19 protein-coding genes and 1 pseudogene are annotated in these 18,554 nt (G+C 62.0%); 10 read left to right on the top strand and 10 right to left on the bottom strand.

Translation table 11 applies throughout. The features are described from left to right. On the top strand, nucleotides 1-625 hold a 625-nt coding region (locus AC628_RS20510; RefSeq protein ID WP_283806597.1), incomplete at its 5' end, for a TCP-1/cpn60 chaperonin family protein. A 427-nt stretch (nucleotides 626-1,052) separates the two neighbouring features. Here the strand turns inward: AC628_RS20510 and AC628_RS20505 are convergent. From AC628_RS20505 to AC628_RS20475, 9 genes and pseudogenes are all read right to left on the bottom strand, one after another. Continuing rightward, complete coding sequence (locus AC628_RS20505) at nucleotides 1,053-1,370, bottom strand: autoinducer binding domain-containing protein (RefSeq protein ID WP_245321245.1); 318 nt, start codon at nucleotides 1,368-1,370, stop codon at nucleotides 1,053-1,055. Between the two features lie 381 nt (nucleotides 1,371-1,751). Further along, a pseudogene (locus AC628_RS43010) lies at nucleotides 1,752-1,922 on the bottom strand (ABC transporter substrate-binding protein); the annotation flags it as partial. Nucleotides 1,923-1,979: 57 nt separating this feature from the next. After that, a complete protein-coding gene (locus AC628_RS20500) occupies nucleotides 1,980-2,768 on the bottom strand; it encodes a 3-hydroxybutyrate dehydrogenase (RefSeq protein ID WP_074128588.1) in 789 nt (262 codons plus the stop codon). Nucleotides 2,769-2,845: 77 nt separating this feature from the next. Next, a complete protein-coding gene (locus AC628_RS20495) occupies nucleotides 2,846-3,637 on the bottom strand; it encodes an acetoacetate decarboxylase (RefSeq protein WP_074128587.1) in 792 nt (263 codons plus the stop codon). Nucleotides 3,638-3,669: 32 nt separating this feature from the next. Further along, complete coding sequence (locus AC628_RS20490; protein ID WP_074128586.1) at nucleotides 3,670-4,842, bottom strand: patatin-like phospholipase family protein; 1,173 nt, start codon at nucleotides 4,840-4,842, stop codon at nucleotides 3,670-3,672. Between the two features lie 71 nt (nucleotides 4,843-4,913). Next, nucleotides 4,914-5,501: a PepSY domain-containing protein gene (locus AC628_RS20485; protein ID WP_245321244.1), complete on the bottom strand. Its 588-nt coding sequence runs from the start codon at nucleotides 5,499-5,501 to the stop codon at nucleotides 4,914-4,916. Nucleotides 5,502-5,551: 50 nt separating this feature from the next. Continuing rightward, nucleotides 5,552-5,767 (bottom strand): hypothetical protein, encoded by a 216-nt coding sequence (locus AC628_RS20480; protein WP_074128584.1) that lies wholly within the window; start codon nucleotides 5,765-5,767, stop codon nucleotides 5,552-5,554. A gap of 22 nt (nucleotides 5,768-5,789) precedes the next feature. Beyond that, a complete protein-coding gene (locus AC628_RS44115; protein WP_168193412.1) occupies nucleotides 5,790-5,948 on the bottom strand; it encodes a hypothetical protein in 159 nt (52 codons plus the stop codon). Then, entirely contained in the window at nucleotides 5,945-6,151 is a 207-nt protein-coding gene (locus tag AC628_RS20475) for a hypothetical protein (protein ID WP_074128583.1), read from the bottom strand. The genes AC628_RS44115 and AC628_RS20475 overlap by 4 nt, the downstream gene beginning before the upstream one ends. A gap of 541 nt (nucleotides 6,152-6,692) precedes the next feature. Here AC628_RS20475 and AC628_RS20465 point away from each other — a divergent pair. Both AC628_RS20465 and AC628_RS20460 read left to right on the top strand, forming a co-directional pair. Beyond that, nucleotides 6,693-7,061, top strand: a complete 369-nt coding sequence (locus tag AC628_RS20465) for a hypothetical protein (RefSeq protein WP_245321243.1) — start codon at nucleotides 6,693-6,695, stop codon at nucleotides 7,059-7,061. A gap of 14 nt (nucleotides 7,062-7,075) precedes the next feature. After that, entirely contained in the window at nucleotides 7,076-7,744 is a 669-nt protein-coding gene (locus tag AC628_RS20460) for a TetR/AcrR family transcriptional regulator (protein ID WP_245321242.1), read from the top strand. An 18-nt stretch (nucleotides 7,745-7,762) separates the two neighbouring features. Here the strand turns inward: AC628_RS20460 and AC628_RS20455 are convergent, their stop codons facing one another. Beyond that, on the bottom strand, nucleotides 7,763-8,425 hold the full coding sequence (locus AC628_RS20455; RefSeq protein ID WP_050419280.1) for a TetR/AcrR family transcriptional regulator: 663 nt from the start codon (nucleotides 8,423-8,425) through the stop codon (nucleotides 7,763-7,765). A 194-nt stretch (nucleotides 8,426-8,619) separates the two neighbouring features. On the opposite strand from AC628_RS20455, the gene AC628_RS20450 reads away from it, so the two are divergent. The 7 genes from AC628_RS20450 (at nucleotide 8,620) to AC628_RS20420 (ending at nucleotide 18,038) form a co-directional block, all read left to right on the top strand. Further along, entirely contained in the window at nucleotides 8,620-9,432 is an 813-nt protein-coding gene (locus AC628_RS20450) for a sensor histidine kinase family protein (protein ID WP_245321241.1), read from the top strand. Next, nucleotides 9,377-10,504: an efflux RND transporter periplasmic adaptor subunit gene (locus AC628_RS20445; RefSeq protein WP_074128580.1), complete on the top strand. Its 1,128-nt coding sequence runs from the start codon at nucleotides 9,377-9,379 to the stop codon at nucleotides 10,502-10,504. The genes AC628_RS20450 and AC628_RS20445 overlap by 56 nt, the downstream gene beginning before the upstream one ends. Further along, nucleotides 10,501-11,577: an efflux RND transporter periplasmic adaptor subunit gene (locus AC628_RS20440; protein ID WP_074128579.1), complete on the top strand. Its 1,077-nt coding sequence runs from the start codon at nucleotides 10,501-10,503 to the stop codon at nucleotides 11,575-11,577. Before AC628_RS20445 ends, AC628_RS20440 begins: the two co-directional genes overlap by 4 nt. Further along, nucleotides 11,574-14,720 carry an efflux RND transporter permease subunit gene (locus tag AC628_RS20435; RefSeq protein ID WP_074128578.1) on the top strand — a complete coding sequence of 1,049 codons (3,147 nt, stop codon included), beginning with the start codon at nucleotides 11,574-11,576 and terminating at the stop codon, nucleotides 14,718-14,720. The genes AC628_RS20440 and AC628_RS20435 overlap by 4 nt, the downstream gene beginning before the upstream one ends. A gap of 467 nt (nucleotides 14,721-15,187) precedes the next feature. After that, complete coding sequence (locus AC628_RS20430) at nucleotides 15,188-16,105, top strand: ACP S-malonyltransferase (protein ID WP_074128577.1); 918 nt, start codon at nucleotides 15,188-15,190, stop codon at nucleotides 16,103-16,105. A 709-nt stretch (nucleotides 16,106-16,814) separates the two neighbouring features. Then, on the top strand, nucleotides 16,815-17,087 hold the full coding sequence (locus AC628_RS20425; protein ID WP_074128576.1) for a hypothetical protein: 273 nt from the start codon (nucleotides 16,815-16,817) through the stop codon (nucleotides 17,085-17,087). 138 nt (nucleotides 17,088-17,225) lie between these two features. Further along, nucleotides 17,226-18,038, top strand: coding sequence for a COG3904 family protein (locus tag AC628_RS20420; RefSeq protein ID WP_143201705.1), 813 nt, complete (start codon nucleotides 17,226-17,228; stop codon nucleotides 18,036-18,038). The last annotated feature ends 516 nt before the right edge of the window (nucleotides 18,039-18,554 follow it).

The raw sequence follows: 18,554 nt of genomic DNA, 5'->3' as shown, positions 1-18,554 counted from the left end.
CATCGACGCCCGCGTTGCCCAGATCAAGGCGCAGATCGAGGAAACCACCTCGGACTACGACCGTGAGAAGCTGCAGGAGCGTCTCGCCAAGCTCGCAGGCGGCGTCGCGGTGATCCGCGTCGGCGGCGCGACCGAGGTCGAGGTGAAGGAGCGCAAGGATCGCGTGGATGACGCGATGCATGCGACCCGTGCGGCCGTCGAGGAAGGCATCGTTCCGGGCGGCGGCGTCGCCTTGCTCCGTGCCTCCGTGCATCTCAAGGGCATCCGGACCAAGAACGACGACCAGAAGACCGGCGTCGAGATCGTGCGCAAGGCGCTGTCGGCTCCGGCCCGCCAGATCGCGATCAATGCCGGCGAGGATGGCTCGGTCATCGTCGGCAAGATCCTCGAGAAGGATCAGTATTCGTTCGGCTTCGACAGCCAGACCGGCGAGTACGGCAACCTCGTCACCAAGGGCATCATCGACCCGACCAAGGTGGTTCGCGTCGCGATCCAGAACGCAGCCTCAGTCGCAGCGCTCCTAATTACCACCGAAGCCATGGTAGCCGAAGTGCCGAAGAAGAACGCCGGCGCCGGTGCCGGCGGTATGCCCCCGGGCGGCGGGATGGGTGGCATGGAATTCTAAGTCCAACCGTTCAGCGCTCAAGAGAAAAAAAGGCCCAGCAGCGATGCCGGGCCTTTCCGCGTTGCCATTGACGGTATCGGACGGAAAGCGGTGAGGGGTAGCAGTGGCCGCTGCGGCTGGCACACGCGTTCACTTCATCGATTGATTCTGGTAGTTGGCGAAGAAGCCAATTCTCGGGGCCAGGCAAATTTTACTGTGAATTCAGGACCGAAAAGTTAGCGCGGATATGCCGTCGGGATTTGTCAGTCGGCTTTGAGAGATTGTGCTGGCAAGTCAACGCGGTAGTGTGTTCTTGAATGATTGAGTGGGAGTAGTGGAGCCGGCCGCTATCGCGTGGTTTGGCGTGGGTTCTGATGGGGTAGTTCTCCACTTACGTTTGTAGCCGGGCACTCTCAAAAGTTGTGACCACCACTTAGCCTGATCGCCGTCAGTGGCGAATGTCAGTGCCGCCACAGGGGCGGGTTTCGAGCGCGTTTCCTATGACAGGATCGATGATCTGGTAATTCTTGCGCAAATAGTGCGTCGTCCACCGCGAAGGATAAGTGGAGATCAGGCGCGGCTTGCCGTTTTTCGTTCGCGGGAGGGCGAGATAGGCGAAACAGGATAGCTCAAAAGCGGCCGCGGTGTCCGCCATGGCCCTGGAAAAATCCTGAAGGGGTTCTGCCGCTGCGAGGCGATCGATAAAGTTTGAAGACGCGATGCATTGCGCGACCTGCGGTCTTGCTAAGTAGTCTGCTGCTGCCACGGCATAGCGTTCATGTTGAAAGCTATAAAGTTGTGGCCGAGCTTAATCCGGCCGAAGTCGGCATTCCACTTCCTTTCCACTGACAGAGTATTCAGGCGCAGTATTGCGTGCAGAATGGCTGGACGTCGTGAGGCAAGGGAGCGGCAACGAACTGGTCTACTGGAGCGAGAAGCATCGGGACCAATGGCCGTAATCGCTTCACGGGGCTCCCTCCACACCCGGAAAGCTAAGTGATTGTGTCGAGTCAGTTTTGGGGCTGGCGTCGGAATGATTGCATGCCTAGCCACGGCGGCAATCTACGGTTAGCACCTCTCCGGATGGCAGCTGGTAGCGCAAAACGGACTCTCGGCCTCGAGCACCAACCGGCAGCCGAGTTTCCGACTACTTTACAACCAGCCCGCACCTGCTGCGGTCGAGCGGACGGAAGGCCTGGTCGGGCGGGATCGTGGCGACCAGCTTGACGAAATCCCCGGGGCCCTTTGATTCCTCGGGCATCTTGACCTGCACCAGATAGAGATCGTGCACTATGCGCTGATCCTCGCGGATATGGCCCGTCGGGGGCGTGGTGGCGTTCCATGGCCGCGCGTTACTGGAGTGACTTGGAACGACCTATGCAGCCGTCCAGCCTCCATCCATCGAGAGGTTTGCGCCGGTGATCTGTGCCGCGTTGTCGCTGCACAGGAACAGCGCGAGCGAAGCGACCTGCTCGACGGTGACGAACTCCTTGGTCGGCTGTGCGGCAAGAAAGACATCGTTGATGACCTCATCCCTCCGCATGCGACGGGCCGACATCGTGTTCGGAATTTGCTTTTCGACCAGCGGCGTCCAGACGTAGCCCGGGCTGATGCAGTTGCAGGTGATCTTCGATCTGGCGAGTTCTAACGCCACCGTCTTGGTGAGGCCCGCGATGCCGTGCTTGGCCGCGACATAGGCCGACTTGAAGGGCGAGGCGACCAGCGAATGCGCCGAGGCCGTGCTGATGATGCGGCCCCAACCGCGGTTCTTCATGCCGGGCACGGCCGCGCGAATGGCGTGGAAGGCGGCGGATAGGTTGATCGCGATGACCGCGTCCCACTTCTCGATCGGAAACTCCTCGATCGCAGAGACGTGCTGGATCCCGGCATTGTTGACGAGGACATCCACGCTGCCGAAAGTCTTCTCAGCAAGCGCTATGAGCTCGGCAATCTCGCTCGGATTCGCCATGTCCGCGGGCGAATAGATCGCCTTGACGGCGAAATCGCGCTCGATCGCAGCGCGCTCCTTGTCGACATCGGCCGGCGCACCGATGCCGTTGAGTAAGATGTTGGCGCCGGCGCCCGCGAATGCACGGGCGCACGCTAGGCCTATGCCGCTGGTTGAGCCGGTCACCACAGCCGTTTTGCCCTTCAGAAGTCCCATCTCGTTCACCTTCGTCTGTACGCAAGAAGAATTGACAGTTTGCACCGGGAGATCCTCGGGCTGGGGCAGCACCGGGCTCAGAAAACCAGCGCTCTCTCGTTTGCCCGGAGCGAGCGTCGAGCCGGCTGTTGCAGATAGTCGTGGACTACTTTTCCAAGGCCGAGCGTGAGGTCTGCACGGATATGCACGGCGGAAACGATCTCCAGAACCGGCAATTCGGCAACGGGTGCCAGAGCGTGGGGCGTTAAGGCAAGAGCCGCCGGCCCGGTCCAGGCGCCTTTCAGCACGATGTCCTCAAGGTGGTATTCGACCAGCTCGCAGATCCGAGGACTGCCGTCGACGTGAGGAATGATCTTGAGCAGGAAATTCGGCTCGTTGAGAGCGGCGTTGACATGCACCAGCTCGACCTCGCGATGCTTGTAGCCCATCGTTCCCGTTGCGACCCGGAGCGGGCCGTAGTCCAGCGTGCCGATCAGGGTATCGATCTCAGTTCGTAAGGTCGGTTGCGCGAGCTTCTTCGGAAAACCCCAGAGCTCGCGTCCACCCGCAATCGGCCCCTCGTCATTGAGAAACATGCAATGCGTGTAGCCGCCCTTGCACCCGCGGAAAGAGACGGGGATGACCTGACCGCTTTCCGTGTAGTCGCCAAACCCGTTGGAGTCCGGCATCCGAATGAATTCATATTTGACGAGGGCTTCGCGCTCGTCGAATTCCAACGGTTCGGGCACGATTGCGCGCAGCTTTGCCGGATCGGTGCGATAGGTGATGATCAGGTACTCGCGGTCGACAAAGCGATAGGGTCCTGGCGAATAGGCTGGGCTGGTCAGGGGCATGGCAAAAGCCCGCTTGAGGACGTCATTCTCGCGCATTTTGGGTTCTCCGTAACACAGGGGCGATCGGTCTACTCGCGGCCGTCGTGCTCGAGATCGAACGTGAAGACGCCGTCCGGACTGGTGGGACGAGCGAGCACCTCGGGATGGCGCAGCGTGCGCAGCGCATCGTGATAGCCGGCGCGCCAATGGTCCTGCATCGACAGACGGGAAAACTCGTAATCTTTGGAGTGCCCCTCGTGATTGCGTGCGCGATAGATCAGGTGGACGATGTTGTAGACATGATCGGACGAGGCCGTGCTGAGGAGTTTCACGTCCTCGTGCTCGCGAAGATCTTCGGGCAGGCGTCGCAACAGAGCGGCGAGGGCTCGCTGCAGACGATGAACGCGCTTGAACTGGTCCGTACTTGCGCGCGTACGGCTCGAATATTGGACCTCCTTCTGCCGCGTCGCGACTTCGCCCATGTTGCGCGGAACCTGGCCCCCCGCGCTCCAGAGGTCGACTTGGAAGGCAAGCATGTCCTGCGGGGCACCCCACTCGATCACCCACTGCAACGGCGTGTTTGAAACGAGGCCGCCGTCCCAGTAATGCTCGCCTTCGATCTCGACGGCCGGAAAGCCAGGCGGCAGCGCGCCGCTCGCCATGATGTGCTCTGGCCGGATCGTGTGCGTTGTGTTGTCGAAATAGACGAAATTGCCCGTCCGGACATTGACCGCCCCTGCGCTGAAGCGCGTCATTCCGGTGTTGAGGCGATCGAAATCGACCAGACGCTCGAGCGTGCTCTTGAGCGCGCCGGTGTCGTAGAAGCTGGTGGCATCGCTGCTCCCGGCAGCCTGCAGCCAAGGCGGCATCGGGCGCGCGGAGAAAAAGCCACTCGCGCCGTAGGTCGCGGCGAGACCCGCGCTCATCTGGTTGGCCAGATTGCGCGTGGCATCGCTCCGGGCCCAATCAAAAAGGGAATTGCCGGACCAGTCCCAGGGACCGGTCGAGGTCACCTGAGTCCAGAAATCCCGCAGCCGGTCAACACGGGTTTCGGGCGGGTTGCCGGCGATGATGGCGGCGTTGATGGCGCCGATCGAGATGCCGGCGACCCAGTCCGGATGGATACCTGCTTCGGCCAGCGCCTCGTAGACGCCTGCCTGATAGGCGCCGAGGGCGCCGCCGCCTTGCAGGAGCAGGGCGATGCAGTCGAAGGGCAGCCGCCGTTGCGCGGTTGTGAATTGTGCTCGAGGTTGAAAGTTCATGATTTGACGTGCTCTCGTTTGATGGAGTGGCCAACGTTCCTGGTTTTGTCGAACGCGATTGCCTATTGCGGCTAATGGCGGGACGACCCTTGCTTTCCGACCTTGGGCGGCTCGAGCGTGACCTCTTTCAGATGGTCGCCACTGGCAACGACGATCACGAAGTTGAGCTTGCCGTCCTGCCTGATCAGCCCTCCAGCCAGCGCGCTGCCGGCTGCGGCTCTTTCGGCGACCTGGACCGCATCCGCCATTTCCTGCTTGATCCATTTCAAGGCAACGACGTTGGCGAGGTCTTCCCGATCGAGTTCCTTGAGAGAAGATGCGATCTCCTTGCCCGTGATGCTGCCGGTGTTTGCATCAATGACGTTTTCAAATACATGCTCGTCCTTGATCGTGCGCACGCGGTAGACGGGCGTACCGGATGTTTCGAAGCTGATATCCGCGGTTCTGGAGCCGTCGTGCAAAAGCTCGGCGATCGCCATGGCCTGGCTGAGCGGGACGTGCGTGGTGCGGAATTGCTCGAGTGCGCGGCGGATCGCCGCCTCCTCGGGGCCGCTTTGTGCCGCCGCGCCGACGGGATCGGCATCGGCCGGCCTTTGGGCGACATCGGCGAGCGCGCCGGTTGCGGCGAGTGTGGCAGACCACACGATCAGGGCGAACAAGTGCTTCTTCGACATTCAGGTGAATCCCAAGGTTCAAAATGGCGGGTCGTTTAGTCCGCGTGCGAGGACATGAGCGCGGAGCGGCAGGCGCCGCCGCTGAACGCATTGCACCGGCCGAGCGTGCCGCTGGGCTCCCGATGCCCTGCAGCTCGCCGGCGCTCGCCGCTCCGCGCGTGAGCGGATGTGCGCCGCGGCTCGGTCATGACGGCATGTTCGGTGGTCGGATCAACGTCCATGACGTCGAAGACCTCGACGAAATTCAGCATGTCAGGACCTCGGTCATGATAATCAGGCTGCGTGCGGCGCGATCTGGTCGGCTGCTTCGAGCGGAATTCCTCTGCGTGCCAGCTCCGATTTGATCAGGTCGAACACGCATTCGATGGGCGCGATCCAGATACTCACCAAACAGATGATGCAGTCACGCGACAACAGCAGCATCGGTGTCATGCAAGCCTCCTCCGCGCGACGCGGTTTCGCACCGGCGCCGACTTGCGATCGACGAGCGCATGCACCCAGGCGACGATCGAAATCGTGATACCCAGCAGCAGGCTCACGCCCACGAGCGACACGGCCACGATCAGATTGAGTGATGCGACGGCGATCGTCGGCCAGGGATTTTCCCGTACGGGCGCCAAGAACAGGCTTGACATCTTTCATCTCCTAAATAAACTACACCGTATATTTCATATACAGCGCGGATAGCGGGATGTGTCAAGAGGAGAGAATCACAAGCCCGTGTTCGTCCTGGTTGGATGGAGAGGACCTGGGTCGCGAGACCTGGTTCGATCGGAAACCAGATGCCTCAATTCGAGAAAGGATCCGATATGTTCGCGAACCGGCTGGTACTCGCAGTCTTGGTTTTCATTTCGTTGGGCGCGGCGGCCGCTCTCGGACAGGAGGACCGCGGCACACCTGAGCAGAGGGCGGCATGCGCTCCTGATGCGTTTCGTCTGTGTGCCGGCTACATCCCTGACGCCGCGAATGTGGAAGCCTGTCTCAGGCAAAAGAAATCGGACCTGAGCGATGCCTGCAGAGCCGTCTTCGAGCACGCAGCGCCTACTACTTCGGTCAAGACCATAGGATCGCAGCGGTATCGCGGCGCAAACGATGAGGAATGATCGTATGAACACGATATATGTTCCCGCTTTCGCCGCGTTCGGCGGCTCGGCCTTCGCAGCGATCTCCACGATCGTGACCGGATGGGTGACCCGTCGCCGCCGGGTCCGCGAACGCCATCATGCCCACGCGGTTGCCAAGCGTGAAAAGCTGTATCGAAGCTTCGTTGAGGAGGCGTCCCGGCTTTATGCGGACGCGCTGACCTGCGACAAGTCCGAGATCCCGGCGCTGGTGAATTTGTATGCGCTTATCGGGCGTATGCGGATTCTGTCCGACGACGAAGTGGTCCATGCCGCGGAGCGGGCAGGCCGGCTGATCATCGAGACCTACCTTGCACCGAACACGTCGTTCGTCGACCTGCCAGGCTTCATGGAGGAGATGGATCCGTTGCGTGAATTCGGCGAGGCATGCCGGCGTGAAATGCACGCGATTCCGTCGCGCTGAGGCCGGGCATGCCAATGGCGCAGACTACCCGTCAGGTTGGATCGTCATGCACTCGCGAACGAATTGTGCAGGCTGCGATCCGCTTGTACCGGGAGATCGGGTACCGGAAGACCACCGTTGCCGACGTCGCTCGCGACGCATCAATGTCCCCCGCAAATCTCTATCGGTTTTATCCCTGCCGCCGAGCGCTCGAAGAGGCCGTTGTGACGGAACTGCTTGAGGAAGTATCCGCGGCAGCTGCAAGTGCAGCGCGAAGCGGTCGCTCGGGCCTGGAACGGTTAAATGCTGCCTTTAGGGCGGTCTCCCGGATGCATGAAGATCGGTTGGCAAACAATGTCCGATTGCAAGAACTGGTGGTCGCCGCCGCACAGGAAAACTGGCCGGCCAGCCTGTCCCATGCGGATCGCCTTCGCCGTGTCGTGCAGTCGGTGATCGCGGCCGGACAAGCCGGTGGCGAATTTCGAGCAGGGAGCCCGATGGCGCTGGCCTGCTGCCTGCTGGACGCGATGGACGCATACCTCAATCCGTCCCTTATCAAGGCGGCCGCTCTTCGGCCGGCCTTCGACGAGATGATGAACTTTTGCGCGGGGGCGCTTAGCAACGCAGCGTCTGTCAACGAAGCGCCCTCGCAAATGACCAGCAGTCGGGCTGATTTACCTTACAAGTTTCCCTGTCGCACCTAGCGTTTGGCGATCGCCGGCTCACGGCGTCCAGTCTGCCTCGCAGGCCGCAAGGAAAAAGCCAACGCGTTCGCGCACGAAAGACGGCAGCTCGCGTCGCAGGTCCTTGGATGTTTCGCCGACTAACGAACGAAACAGCATCGGCAACAGGATCAGATCCAGGAAGATCTGAGCGGTGGCAAGGCTTCGCTTGCCGCTGAAGGGGCCTTTTGAAGACCGCGCCAGCTTCTGCGTCGCTTCATTCAGGAGTTGGGAAATGGCGTTGACGGAGCGATCGCGTGCGGCATCGTGGACGTTGCGGCTCAACTCGGGGAAACGCTGCGCTTCGGCAATCGTGGCGCGGACCATGCCCAACGATTCTTCGATGACCTTCTCCACGACGGCGGTGCCGAGGCTCGAGAGCTTGTCCTGAAGGGTGCGGCCCTCGGGCTCGAAGCCTTCGAAATCCGTCAGCCCGGTAATCGTGCGGGCCACCACCGCCGCGAACAGTGCCTCCTTGCCGGAAAAATGGGCGTAGATGGTTGGTTTGCTCGCCGGCGCCAGCTCGGAGATGTCATCGATACTGGCGCTACGGTAGCCCTTCTCGAGAAAGAGTTGCTGGGCTGCATCAAGGATCCGGGCCTGAACGTCACCGGCGAGGTCCTTGGGCGGTCTGCCCCGTTTCGGGGTGGTCTTTTTCGTCATCCGTCGGTCTCCCAATCACGAGTCTGTGCGCACGCAGATCGCGCTTGACACGCTTGGCAGGAAAAGGCAAGAAAAAGAAAATATACGGTATAGTTTATTTACGACGTCGCGCGCCTTGCCAAGGCCTGCGGCGGCGTTCCGGGCGGTCTGTGTGCGCTGGCTCCCGATCATCCGGTCCACCTCAGGAGATTAAAGTGACTGTGTTGAGCCCGGACCCGCACCGCCCACAAGACTGCGTCTTGCTGCGCGAATTGCGTCACAGGGTCGATCAAGGGATCGCCTCGGCGATCGACCTGGTCTCGGCCGCCGTCGTTCGGGCCGAAGGGGTGGAAGCAAAGGCCGCCCTGAGCGATGTGGTCGAGCTGCTGCACGCACATGCCGCGCTGCATCGGGCGCTCGCAATGCCCCAGGGCGGAGCCCTTCATGACGCCGCGACTTACATTCGCAAACTTGGCCGCGCCATGCGCCAGTCCCTGTTGGATCGAATGGGGATACGGCTGACGTTCGCCACTGAACCTCTTCCCCTCCAATCAGAGCGGTGCTGGCGGCTTGGCCTGATCGTCCACGACCTCATCGTAAGTGCTGCGAAGCATGCGTATTTCGATGCGCGCGCCGGCGAGATCAAAGTCAAGCTGACGCGCATCGGCGCGGTGGTGAACTGCGTGGTGCTGGATAACGGCTCACGATTGGCACGGGCCGACATGGGTCGTGAGCGCCCGATCAGTTGTGACCTTGCCAGGGGGCTGGGCGGCCGAATCGAGCACGGCTTCGCCGCCGAGTTCACGTCCGTCGTTCTCTCGTTTTACCTGAGCGAGCGGGAGCGGCAGGCGAACTGGTCGATGGCGACGCGCCGCATGAGGTCGCAGCGCCCGAGCGCGATTGGAGCGGATCCAAAGGTGCTGCGAGCGCATTGGGCGATCTGCTGTCCCCCTCTCACCGCATGGACGCGCTATGAAACCGGGCTGTTCAAACCACACCAAAATCGGTCGAGCCGAGCGCTTGCTTAAGCCTCTCGCGGGCTTGGCGCTCGCGCTTGCCGCAGCCGGGCTCGGCGGCTGCAATGATCGCGGCGATACTCCGCCCGCGCGCGCCGCGTTCGTGCGCACGGAGGTCGTCCAGCCGAAGGCCCGGCAAGCCTCGATCACCCTGACCGGCGAGGTGCAGCCCCGCTTCCGCGCCGATTTGTCGTTCCGTGTCAGCGGACGTGTGATCGCGCGCTATGTCGACGTCGGGACCCACGTCAAGGCGGGCGAGGTGCTGGCCCTTCTCGATCCCGCCGAGCAAGAGGCCGATGTCGATGCCGCGACCGCTGCTGTTCTCGCCGCAGAATCTCAACTGCGTGTGGCGAAGGCGACCTTTGAGCGGCAGGAGACGCTGATCGCAAGCGGCTTCACCACGCGCACGACCTACGACCAGGCGCAGGAAGGATTCCGAACCGCGGAAGGCGCGCTCGAAGCGGCAAGAGCGCAGCTCGGAACGTCAAAGGAGGCCCTGGGCTACACCGCGCTGCGAGCCGAAGCGGATGGTGTCGTTACTGCACGCAACCTGGAAACCGGTCAGGTCGTGCAGGCTGCACAACCGGCATTTTCGCTGGCGCAGGATGGAGAGCGGGACGCCGTATTTGAGGTCTACGAGTCCATTTTCCTCGGCAATGCCGACGACCGCAGCGTTTCGTTGACGCTCGTCTCCGATGCGGGCGTGACTGCGAGCGGCCTCGTTCGGGAGGTTTCCCCGGCCGTTGACGCCAAGAGCTCGACCATTCGGGTGAAGGTGGCGATCAAGGACCCGCCTGCCGCAATGACGCTTGGAAGCCCCGTCGCAGGAACTGTGAAAGTGCATCCTCAGCAGCAGATCGCGTTGCCTTGGAGTGCATTGATGGCCGCGGGCACCAGGCCCGCGGTCTGGACTGTCGATCCGGCAACGCGGACAGCCTCGCTGAAGCCGGTAACGGTCGATGGCTATGAGGCCGGAGAAGTATTGATCAAGGCCGGCCTCGAGCCGGGCGAGCGCGTCGTAATCGACGGCGGCAAGCTTTTGAGCGTGGGCCAGCCCGTGACTTATGAAGGAGATCCCTCATGACGAGCCGCGCGATGATTGTGGCGGGCCCGCTTGCATGCGCGCTTGCGCTCGCCGGATGTCAGCAGGAAGCAAGGGCGCCGGAACCCGTGCGGCCCGTCCAATCGGAGCTTCTCGAAGCGGACCATGCCGACGATAGGGCTGCGGTGGGCGTTATCGAGCCGCGCTACCAAACCAATCTCGGTTTCCGTGTTCTGGGACGGCTGACAACGCGTCCGGTCTATGTCGGTGAGCTCGTGCATGAAGGCCAGACGGTCGGCACCATCGACTCGACGGCCCTCGAGCTCGCGGTCCGCGCGGCCAAAGGGGAACTTGCCAAGGCCGAGGCGCAGTTTGCGACCGTCAGGGCGACGGAGGAACGGCAGCGAACGCTCATCACCACCGACGCGACCACAAAGCAGACCCTGGATAACGCCGAGCAGGCGCGCGCCGGCGCGGAAGCAACGGTGGCGCAGGCACAGGCAAACCTGACCAAGGCGATCGAGCAACTCGGCTATTCGCAGATCAGGGCCGACTTCGCCGGTGTGGTCACCGCGGTCGGGGCGGAAGTCGGCCAGGTGGTATCTCCCGGCCAAAGCGTGGTGACGGTCGCGAGGCCCGATGTTCGCGAAGCCGTCGTCGATATCGGACCGGACTTTCCGCTGCCGCTGGAGATCGGCCTGCCATTCACGGTCAGCCTACAGCTCTTGCCAGCGGTTCAGGTGCAAGGTGGCATTCGCGAGATCGCGCCGCAAGCCGATCCGGTGACGCGATTGAGGCGGGTCCGTATTGCGCTCAACAATCCGCCTGAAAGCTTTCGCCTCGGCACGACCGTCACCGCGAAACTTGACAAGGGTCAAGCCCGGATATTGCGCCTGCCTGCCTCGGCGCTGCTCGCCAAGGACGGCGCAAACTTCGTCTGGATCGTCGATCAGCCCGCCAGCACGGTGTCGCTGCAAAAGGTCGATGTCGTTGCTGACCCAATCGGCGCGCGTGTCACCGGTGGGCTGGATCCCGGCGCGCGCGTCGTCACCGCCGGAATCCACAGCCTCAAGCAAGGACAGCAAGTCCGCATCGAACAGGATGAAAAGCCATGAAGTCGTTCAATCTTTCCGACTGGGCGCTCGGCCATCGTTCGCTCGTCTGGTATTTCATGATTGCCTTCATGGCGGCGGGCCTTTTTGCCTATCTCCAGCTGGGGCGGCAGGAAGACCCCGACTTCACCATCAAGACCATGGTGGTTCAGGCGCAGTGGCCGGGCGCCTCGCCTGAAGAGATGACGCGCCAAGTCACCGACCGGATCGAGAAGAAGCTCGAGGAGCTGGAATCGATCGATTACACCAAGAGCGTCACTGTAGCCGGCGAGACCACCGTCTTCGTCTATCTGCGCGACACCACGAAGGCTGCCGACGTGAAACCGACCTGGATTCGCGTCCGCAATATGATTGCGGACATCAAGGCCGAGTTTCCTCACGGCGTGATCGGACCCGGCTTCAACGATCGCTTCGGCGACGTGTTCGGCAACATCTACGCCTTCACCAGTGACGGCTTGAGCCAGCGTCAGCTCCGCGACCGGGTCGAGGACATCCGCGCCAAGGTCTTGACCGTGCCGGATGTGGGCAAGGTCGATATTCTGGGCGCGCAGGACGAGGTCATCTATCTCGAATTCTCCACCCGCAAGATCGCGGCCCTTGGTCTCGACGTCCACTCCATCATGGCTTCTCTGCAGGGGCAGAACGCAGTCGCGCCGTCCGGCGTGTTCCAGGAAGGGCCCGAGCGGATCAGCGTACGAGTGAACGGCCAGTTCACCTCCGAGGCAAGCCTGAAGGCGGTCAACCTCCGCATCAATGACCGTTTCTTTCCGTTGACCGACGTTGCAAACATCACGCGCGGTTATGTCGATCCGGCCAAAACCCTGTTCAGATACAACGGACAGCCCGCGATCGCGCTCGCGATCGGCATGAAGTCCGGTGCCAACCTCCTGCATTTCGGCGAGGCGCTGAAGGAGGAAATGACAAAGATCATTGCCGACCAGCCGATCGGCGTCGGCGTGCACCTGGTCGCCGATCAGCCGGTGGTCGTTGAGCACGCGGTGTCGGGCTTTACCGAAGCGCTGTTCGAGGCCGTGGCCATCGTGCTGGGCATCAGCTTTCTGAGTCTGGGTTTACGCGCGGGGTTGGTGGTCGCCATCGCGATCCCGCTGGTGCTTGCCATCACCTTCGTTGTAATGGCGTATGCAGGTATCTCGCTGCAGCGCATTTCCCTTGGCGCCTTGATCATCGCGCTTGGCCTCCTGGTCGACGACGCCATGATCGCGGTCGAAATGATGGTGGCGCGGCTTGAGATAGGGGATCCCCTGGAGAAAGCGGCGACCCACGTCTATACCTCGACCGCATTTCCGATGCTGACGGGCACGCTGGTCACGGTTGCCGGCTTCATTCCGATCGGACTCAACAGCAGCAATGCCGGCGAGTTTACATTCACCCTGTTCGTTGTGATCGCCGTCTCCCTGATCGTCTCCTGGATCGTCGCGGTGCTGTTTACGCCGCTGCTCGGCGTCAGCATCCTGCCCGCGGCGATGAAGGGCCATCATGGGGAGAAGGGTCGCCTGGCGCGGCTGTTCGCGCGTCTGCTTCTGTTCTGCATGCATCATCGCTGGATGACGATTTCGGTGACGGTTGCGGCCTTCCTGGTCGCCTTGTTCGGCCTTCAGTTTGTCCAGCAACAGTTCTTCCCGTCCTCGGACCGTGCTGAGCTCGTGATCGACTGGAATTTGCCGCAGAACGCCTCCATTGCCGATACCAATTCGCAGATGGCGCGCTTCGAGCGCGAACAGCTTCAGGACAACAATTCGGTCGATCACTGGTCGACCCATGTCGGCACCGGCTCGCCGCGCTTCGTCCTGTCCTTTGACGTGCAGACCGCCAACACCTGGTTCGGTCAAATGGTGGTCGTGACCAAGGGAGGCATCAAGGTGCGCGACAAGGCCAAGGCACAATTCGAGGGCTACCTCAAGAAGACGTTCCCCGGCACCGACACCTACGTCAAGCTGCTGGAGGTCGGCCCGCCGGTCGGACGCCCTGTGCAGTATCGCTTGAGTGGACCTGATATCGCGAAGGTGCGAGATCTCTCGCAGAAGCTCGCCGGGATCGTCCGGAGCAGCCCCGACTTGGGCAACGTCGTGTTCGACTGGATGGAGCCGGCCCGCGTCGTCAAGGTGGACGTTCTCCAGGACAAGGCGCGCCAGCTCGGCGTGACCTCGGAGGACATCGCCACGACCTTGAACTCAGTGCTCGAGGGCTCGCCGATCACGCAGGTGCGCGACAGCATCTATCTCGTCAACGTCACGGGACGGGCGACCGCGCTGGAACGTGCTTCCATCGACACCCTGCGCGATCTGCAATTGACGGGGCTCGGCGGTCAATCCGTGCCGCTCGGGGCCGTGGCCAATCTGCGTTACGAGCTCGAGCAGCCGACGATCTGGCGGCGCGCGCGGATCCCCACCATCACGTTGAAGGCCGGCATCGTTGGCAACGTGCAGCCGAAGACAATCGTGGATCAGCTCGCGCCGAAAGTGGCGGAGTTCACCAAGGAGCTACCGGCGGGCTACTCGGTCAATATCGGCGGCTCCGTCGAGGAGAGCGCCAAGAGCCAGGCGCCGATTGTGGCCGTCGTTCCGCTGATGCTGTTCGTCATGGCGACGGTGCTCATGATCCAGCTCCAGAGCTTCCATCGCTTGTTCTTGGTGTTCGCGGTCGCGCCGCTCGCCGTGATCGGCGTCGTCGTGGCCCTGCTGCCGAGCGGAGCGCCGCTCGGTTTCGTTGCCATTCTCGGTGTGCTCGCCCTGATCGGAATTCTGGTCCGAAACTCGGTGATCCTGATCGTGCAAATTGAGGATCTGAAGAAGGAGGGGCGCCCAGCCTGGGAGGCCGTCGTGGAGGCGACCGAGCATCGAATGCGGCCGATCCTATTGACCGCGGCGGCCGCAAGTCTCGCGCTGATTCCGATCGCGCGCGAGATCTTCTGGGGCCCGATGGCCTACGCGATGATGGGCGGCATCATCGTCGGCACACTGCTGACGCTATTGTTCCTGCCGGCACTCTATGTGGCCTGGTTCCGAATCCAGCCTGAACAAGGCGATGGATCGCCCCATGAACCCGAAGCGTTTGCGCATGAAAAGCCGGCCGAACAGGTAGCCGCTCACGATGCGCCAGAGCCGGTGCTCGAGACGCAAATCTAGAACGGAGACAACGATGCCCTCGAAGAGACAATTGACCTTTGCCGTCGGTGTGGCGCTTGCAGTGACTTCGCTCGTGCCCACTGCGGCCATGGCGCAATTTCCTCCGCCCCCTCTGATGCCGCCCGCCGGGGCTCTCCCGATGCCCGCCGCAGGTCCGCCGGCCTTCGCAGGCCCTCCTCAGCTTGGCCCTCGTGCCCGGCCTCGGTGGTCCAGCGGCTCGCCTCGGTCCCGCGGCTGGTCCGCGCGCTGATCTCACCGCGAACCGAGGCATCGGCGGTGCGCCGGCGGTCGTAAACTCGGCGCGGGCCGCGTCGGTCAACATCAGCCGTTCCGGAAGCTACGGCTATCTAAGTCATGTTGCTTGGACTCCTCGACCGTTGGATCCATGGTCGCCGCGAGCACCGTGTTCAGCATCGTGACGATGGCGATCACTATTGCCGTGCTGTTCCCGAGTTAGGCATCCGCGCATGACGCTTGCGATCCTTTGCTCCGGACAGGGATGGCAAAACCCGGACATGTTCGCCTTGACGGGCGAGGCGCCGGAAGCCTCTGAGCTGTTCGCATGCGCGACGAAGTTCCTCGGCGGTATCGATCTCCGCCACTATGTCCGTACTAAAACCAATGAGGCCATCCATCGCAACCGTGCCGGTCAAATCCTTTGTACGACTCAGGCGCTGGCGGTCGCTGCGGTGCTGAAGGAAGTAATGCCGGAGCGCATCATTGTTGCCGGCTACAGCGTGGGTGAGGTTGCGGCCTGGGGAGTCGCAGGCCTGTTCGGAATGACCGATGCGCTCGAACTCGTGGCACGCCGCTCGGAAGCCATGGACGCCGCCTCACGGCCCGGCGACGGCTTGCTGTTCATTCGTGGACTTTCCAGATCCGACATCGACCGATTGTGTGAGCGATACGATGCGGCGGTCGCCATCGTCAATCCAGGCGACGCTTACGTTCTCGGCGGAGGCTGTGCGGCGCTGCAAGCGACCGCCAGGGAAGCGGCCCTCATGAACGCAACCAAAGTGATCGACTTGCCGGTCGAAGTCGCTTCTCACACGAAGCGGCTCGTCAGAGCTGCCATGGAGTTTCGGAGCAGCCTTCGGCAGGTTCCAGCGAGATCCTCACCCTATGCCAACGTGCGGGTCCTGAGTGGTATTGATGGCTCTCCGGTCACCCGCATCGATGTTGGGCTCGATAAGCTGGCGGCCCAGATATCCCAGACCGTGCAGTGGGAAAGTTGTCTTCATGGCTGCATGGAGGCAGGTGCGACGGCTTTTCTTAAACTGGGTCCGGGCCGTGCTCTGAGCAAGATGGTGCAGGCGGCCTATCCCGACGTGCCGACGCGATCTCTGGACGATTTCAAGAACTTCAAGGGGCACGCTCGTGGCTGACGCGTCACGCCGATCGTTAGCCGGCTGTTGTCCATGTGGCCGCCGGGACATGTGACGGCTCTCGCGCAAAGCGGCCAGCATGTCTGGGACGGAGTCTAGGGAGCGGTGCGAGGATCATTTACCAACAGGCTCTGCGAGCCGATTGCTTCCCTGCTCGTAACAATGTCGAGAAGTGCGGCACCAAGAAAAAGGCCGGCGGGCGCTACGCCGCCGACCTTGTCTTGCAACTGCCGGCTCGCGGGTCCGGTTCCGCTGCAATGCATCTTCCTACATCGATTTTGATCCGTAGCATCCTTCGTGTGCTGGAGCCATTGCACGACGGTCGAGCCAAACCCCTACGGAGATAGGCGCGCACTGCATCATCGGGTGGGGCGCGCTATCCTTGGGTTTAGGGCAAACCCATAAGATGTCCGCGACGGTCCCGATATCAACACAACTGCGTAGGCGCCGGGACGTGTCGCCGGACTTCGTCGCCACGGGCCAACAGCGAACCATGCGGCCCGCTGCATATTGGTCGGTCCGAGCCGGGAAAAGCGCCAGTTTGGAAGCCGGCCAAGGCACGGGTAGGCAGACCTAAACTTAGGTTTGCTCTTCTTAGCCAATATACTGTACGCGATCGACCTCTGTGCAATGGTTTGGCTCTCCTCTCGTGACTACGCTGGGATGTCAATCGCCCGATCTATCGAGCGGCAATCGAGGAGTTCCAGCGATGAGAATCATGGATGCAACCGCATTGTCAGCTTTTGCTCGCAGGACGGCTGAGTCAGCCTCCGACTTCGCCAGCGTCGTTCGCAACCTGATTTTGGACGTGCGCGACAGTTACCGGCCCGAGTTGCACTACATGCGCGGCCCTGGTCCGAAATGGCGCGCCAAGCATCAACCCAGTTTGAAATTCGACGTTCAAACAGTATCACCGGTCGAGCAGCACCACGTGTCGCCACTGTATGTGCGTCGTCGCGATGCGGCCAGCTCCACTCGATAGTCAGGCCGAGGCTACGAAATCATGCTCGTCTCGAGGGCCGAATCCTCGGAGTGCGCCCGCATCGCTCGCGCTCGGCGGGCGGTAATCCGAGTTTGGACGCTGCTCATTGGCTCCATCCTTTGCATCGCATTGGTGGCCATGCTGAGCGGTACGGCGCGCGCCGGCGTTGCCTTCGAAGGACGCAAATTGCCGATGAAGTTCAGCTGGGTCGCTTGCCAGCCGAATTGCCGGGGCTGGGTCAGCGCGGTCGGTATCGTAACTGCGGATAGTCCAAGGGATTTCGATGAATTCGCGCGCGGCCGGCAGCTCGGCGGCGTGACCATCGTGCTGGATTCCAGCGGCGGTTCGGTCAACGATTCGATCGCGCTTGGACGGCGCTGGCGCAATCTCGGGGCGCTGACCACCGTCGGCGTCAGCGATCAGACCAATACGCTGCAAGGCGATCCCGTCAACATGGCGCCCGCAGCCTTCTGCGAATCGATGTGCGTGTTCCTGCTGTTGTCGGGCAAGGCGCGTTACGTCCCCGAGACTGCCCATGTTCGTGTGCATCAGATATGGATGGGCGACCGCGCCAATGACGCCAGGGCCGCGACCTACAGCGCAGATGATCTTACGATCGTGGAACGCGATATCGGGCGTCTCGCCAAATACACCTTCGACATGGGTGGGACGGGTGATTTGTTGTCGCTGTCGCTAAACGTGCCGCCCTGGGAAGATCTGCATGAGCTGTCACGGGATGAATTGCGACTGACCAATCTGGTCACCACCGATATGGTTGATCACACGGGAAATCCCAATGCTGCGGTGGCCGAGCTGACGCCCAAGCCGGTGCGGGGGCGCTTCGCAGGCCGTGCCGTTGCAACCGAGACATATCCGGAGCCGTCAAAATCGATCAAGTCGGCTGAAGCCGTGGTGCAATTGGACGGGCGGGCGGCGCCTGGGCAAGAGTAGCGGCTATCCGGCGCACAGCGATACTTTGCTGCGATCGTTTACGAAGCCATGGCCGGTTTCCGCGAAAGATTGGACGGCGGTACCGCGGCAATTGCCTTTGCGCCACGCGCTGGCCTGAATGGGCGGTGGCTTTTTCTCACGCCGCCGGCGCCGGATACAGGAAGCAGACCGCTTAACGCTGAACTAGTGTGCCGCTGAGCGCCGTCGGCTCGGGTGAAAGAGCGGCCTAGCCCGAGCATCGCTTTTCGCGCAAAACGACCACGTCGCATTGGCCGGGGACTGATGACCGTTGACGGTATCGAACAAAAAGGGGGAGGGGCAGTGGTGGCCGTTGCGCCCTAGCACGCGCGCCCACTTTATCGATTGGCTCCGATAGTTGGCGAAGGAGCCATCTCTCAAGTCCACGCAAATTCTACTGTGAATTCAAGACCGAAACATCGCGACGGGTATACAGTCGGGATTTGTCCGTCAGACCTGAAGATTTGTGCTTAAAGATCAACGACGAAGCGTCGTCTG

Source organism: Bradyrhizobium sp. NAS96.2 (assembly GCF_001908235.1).
In the GTDB taxonomy this organism is placed as follows: domain Bacteria; phylum Pseudomonadota; class Alphaproteobacteria; order Rhizobiales; family Xanthobacteraceae; genus Bradyrhizobium.
The sequence above is the reverse complement of the archived record's forward strand: the minus strand, read 5'-3'. Positions and strand labels throughout refer to the sequence as shown.

What these genes read in the sequence shown, in the direction of transcription:
- AC628_RS20500 (WP_074128588.1), bottom strand. Translation starts at nt 2,768, where the DNA reads ATGGGACTTCTGAAGGGCAAAACGGCTGTGGTGACCGGCTCAACCAGC.
- AC628_RS20495 (WP_074128587.1), bottom strand. Translation starts at nt 3,637, where the DNA reads ATGCGCGAGAATGACGTCCTCAAGCGGGCTTTTGCCATGCCCCTGACC.
- AC628_RS20490 (WP_074128586.1), bottom strand. Translation starts at nt 4,842, where the DNA reads ATGAACTTTCAACCTCGAGCACAATTCACAACCGCGCAACGGCGGCTG.
- AC628_RS20480 (WP_074128584.1), bottom strand. Translation starts at nt 5,767, where the DNA reads ATGCTGAATTTCGTCGAGGTCTTCGACGTCATGGACGTTGATCCGACC.
- AC628_RS44115 (WP_168193412.1), bottom strand. Translation starts at nt 5,948, where the DNA reads ATGACACCGATGCTGCTGTTGTCGCGTGACTGCATCATCTGTTTGGTG.
- AC628_RS20475 (WP_074128583.1), bottom strand. Translation starts at nt 6,151, where the DNA reads ATGTCAAGCCTGTTCTTGGCGCCCGTACGGGAAAATCCCTGGCCGACG.
- AC628_RS20460 (WP_245321242.1), top strand. Translation starts at nt 7,076, where the DNA reads ATGGCGCAGACTACCCGTCAGGTTGGATCGTCATGCACTCGCGAACGA.
- AC628_RS20455 (WP_050419280.1), bottom strand. Translation starts at nt 8,425, where the DNA reads ATGACGAAAAAGACCACCCCGAAACGGGGCAGACCGCCCAAGGACCTC.
- AC628_RS20445 (WP_074128580.1), top strand. Translation starts at nt 9,377, where the DNA reads ATGAAACCGGGCTGTTCAAACCACACCAAAATCGGTCGAGCCGAGCGC.
- AC628_RS20440 (WP_074128579.1), top strand. Translation starts at nt 10,501, where the DNA reads ATGACGAGCCGCGCGATGATTGTGGCGGGCCCGCTTGCATGCGCGCTT.
- AC628_RS20435 (WP_074128578.1), top strand. Translation starts at nt 11,574, where the DNA reads ATGAAGTCGTTCAATCTTTCCGACTGGGCGCTCGGCCATCGTTCGCTC.
- AC628_RS20430 (WP_074128577.1), top strand. Translation starts at nt 15,188, where the DNA reads ATGACGCTTGCGATCCTTTGCTCCGGACAGGGATGGCAAAACCCGGAC.
- AC628_RS20425 (WP_074128576.1), top strand. Translation starts at nt 16,815, where the DNA reads ATGAGAATCATGGATGCAACCGCATTGTCAGCTTTTGCTCGCAGGACG.
- AC628_RS20420 (WP_143201705.1), top strand. Translation starts at nt 17,226, where the DNA reads ATGCTGAGCGGTACGGCGCGCGCCGGCGTTGCCTTCGAAGGACGCAAA.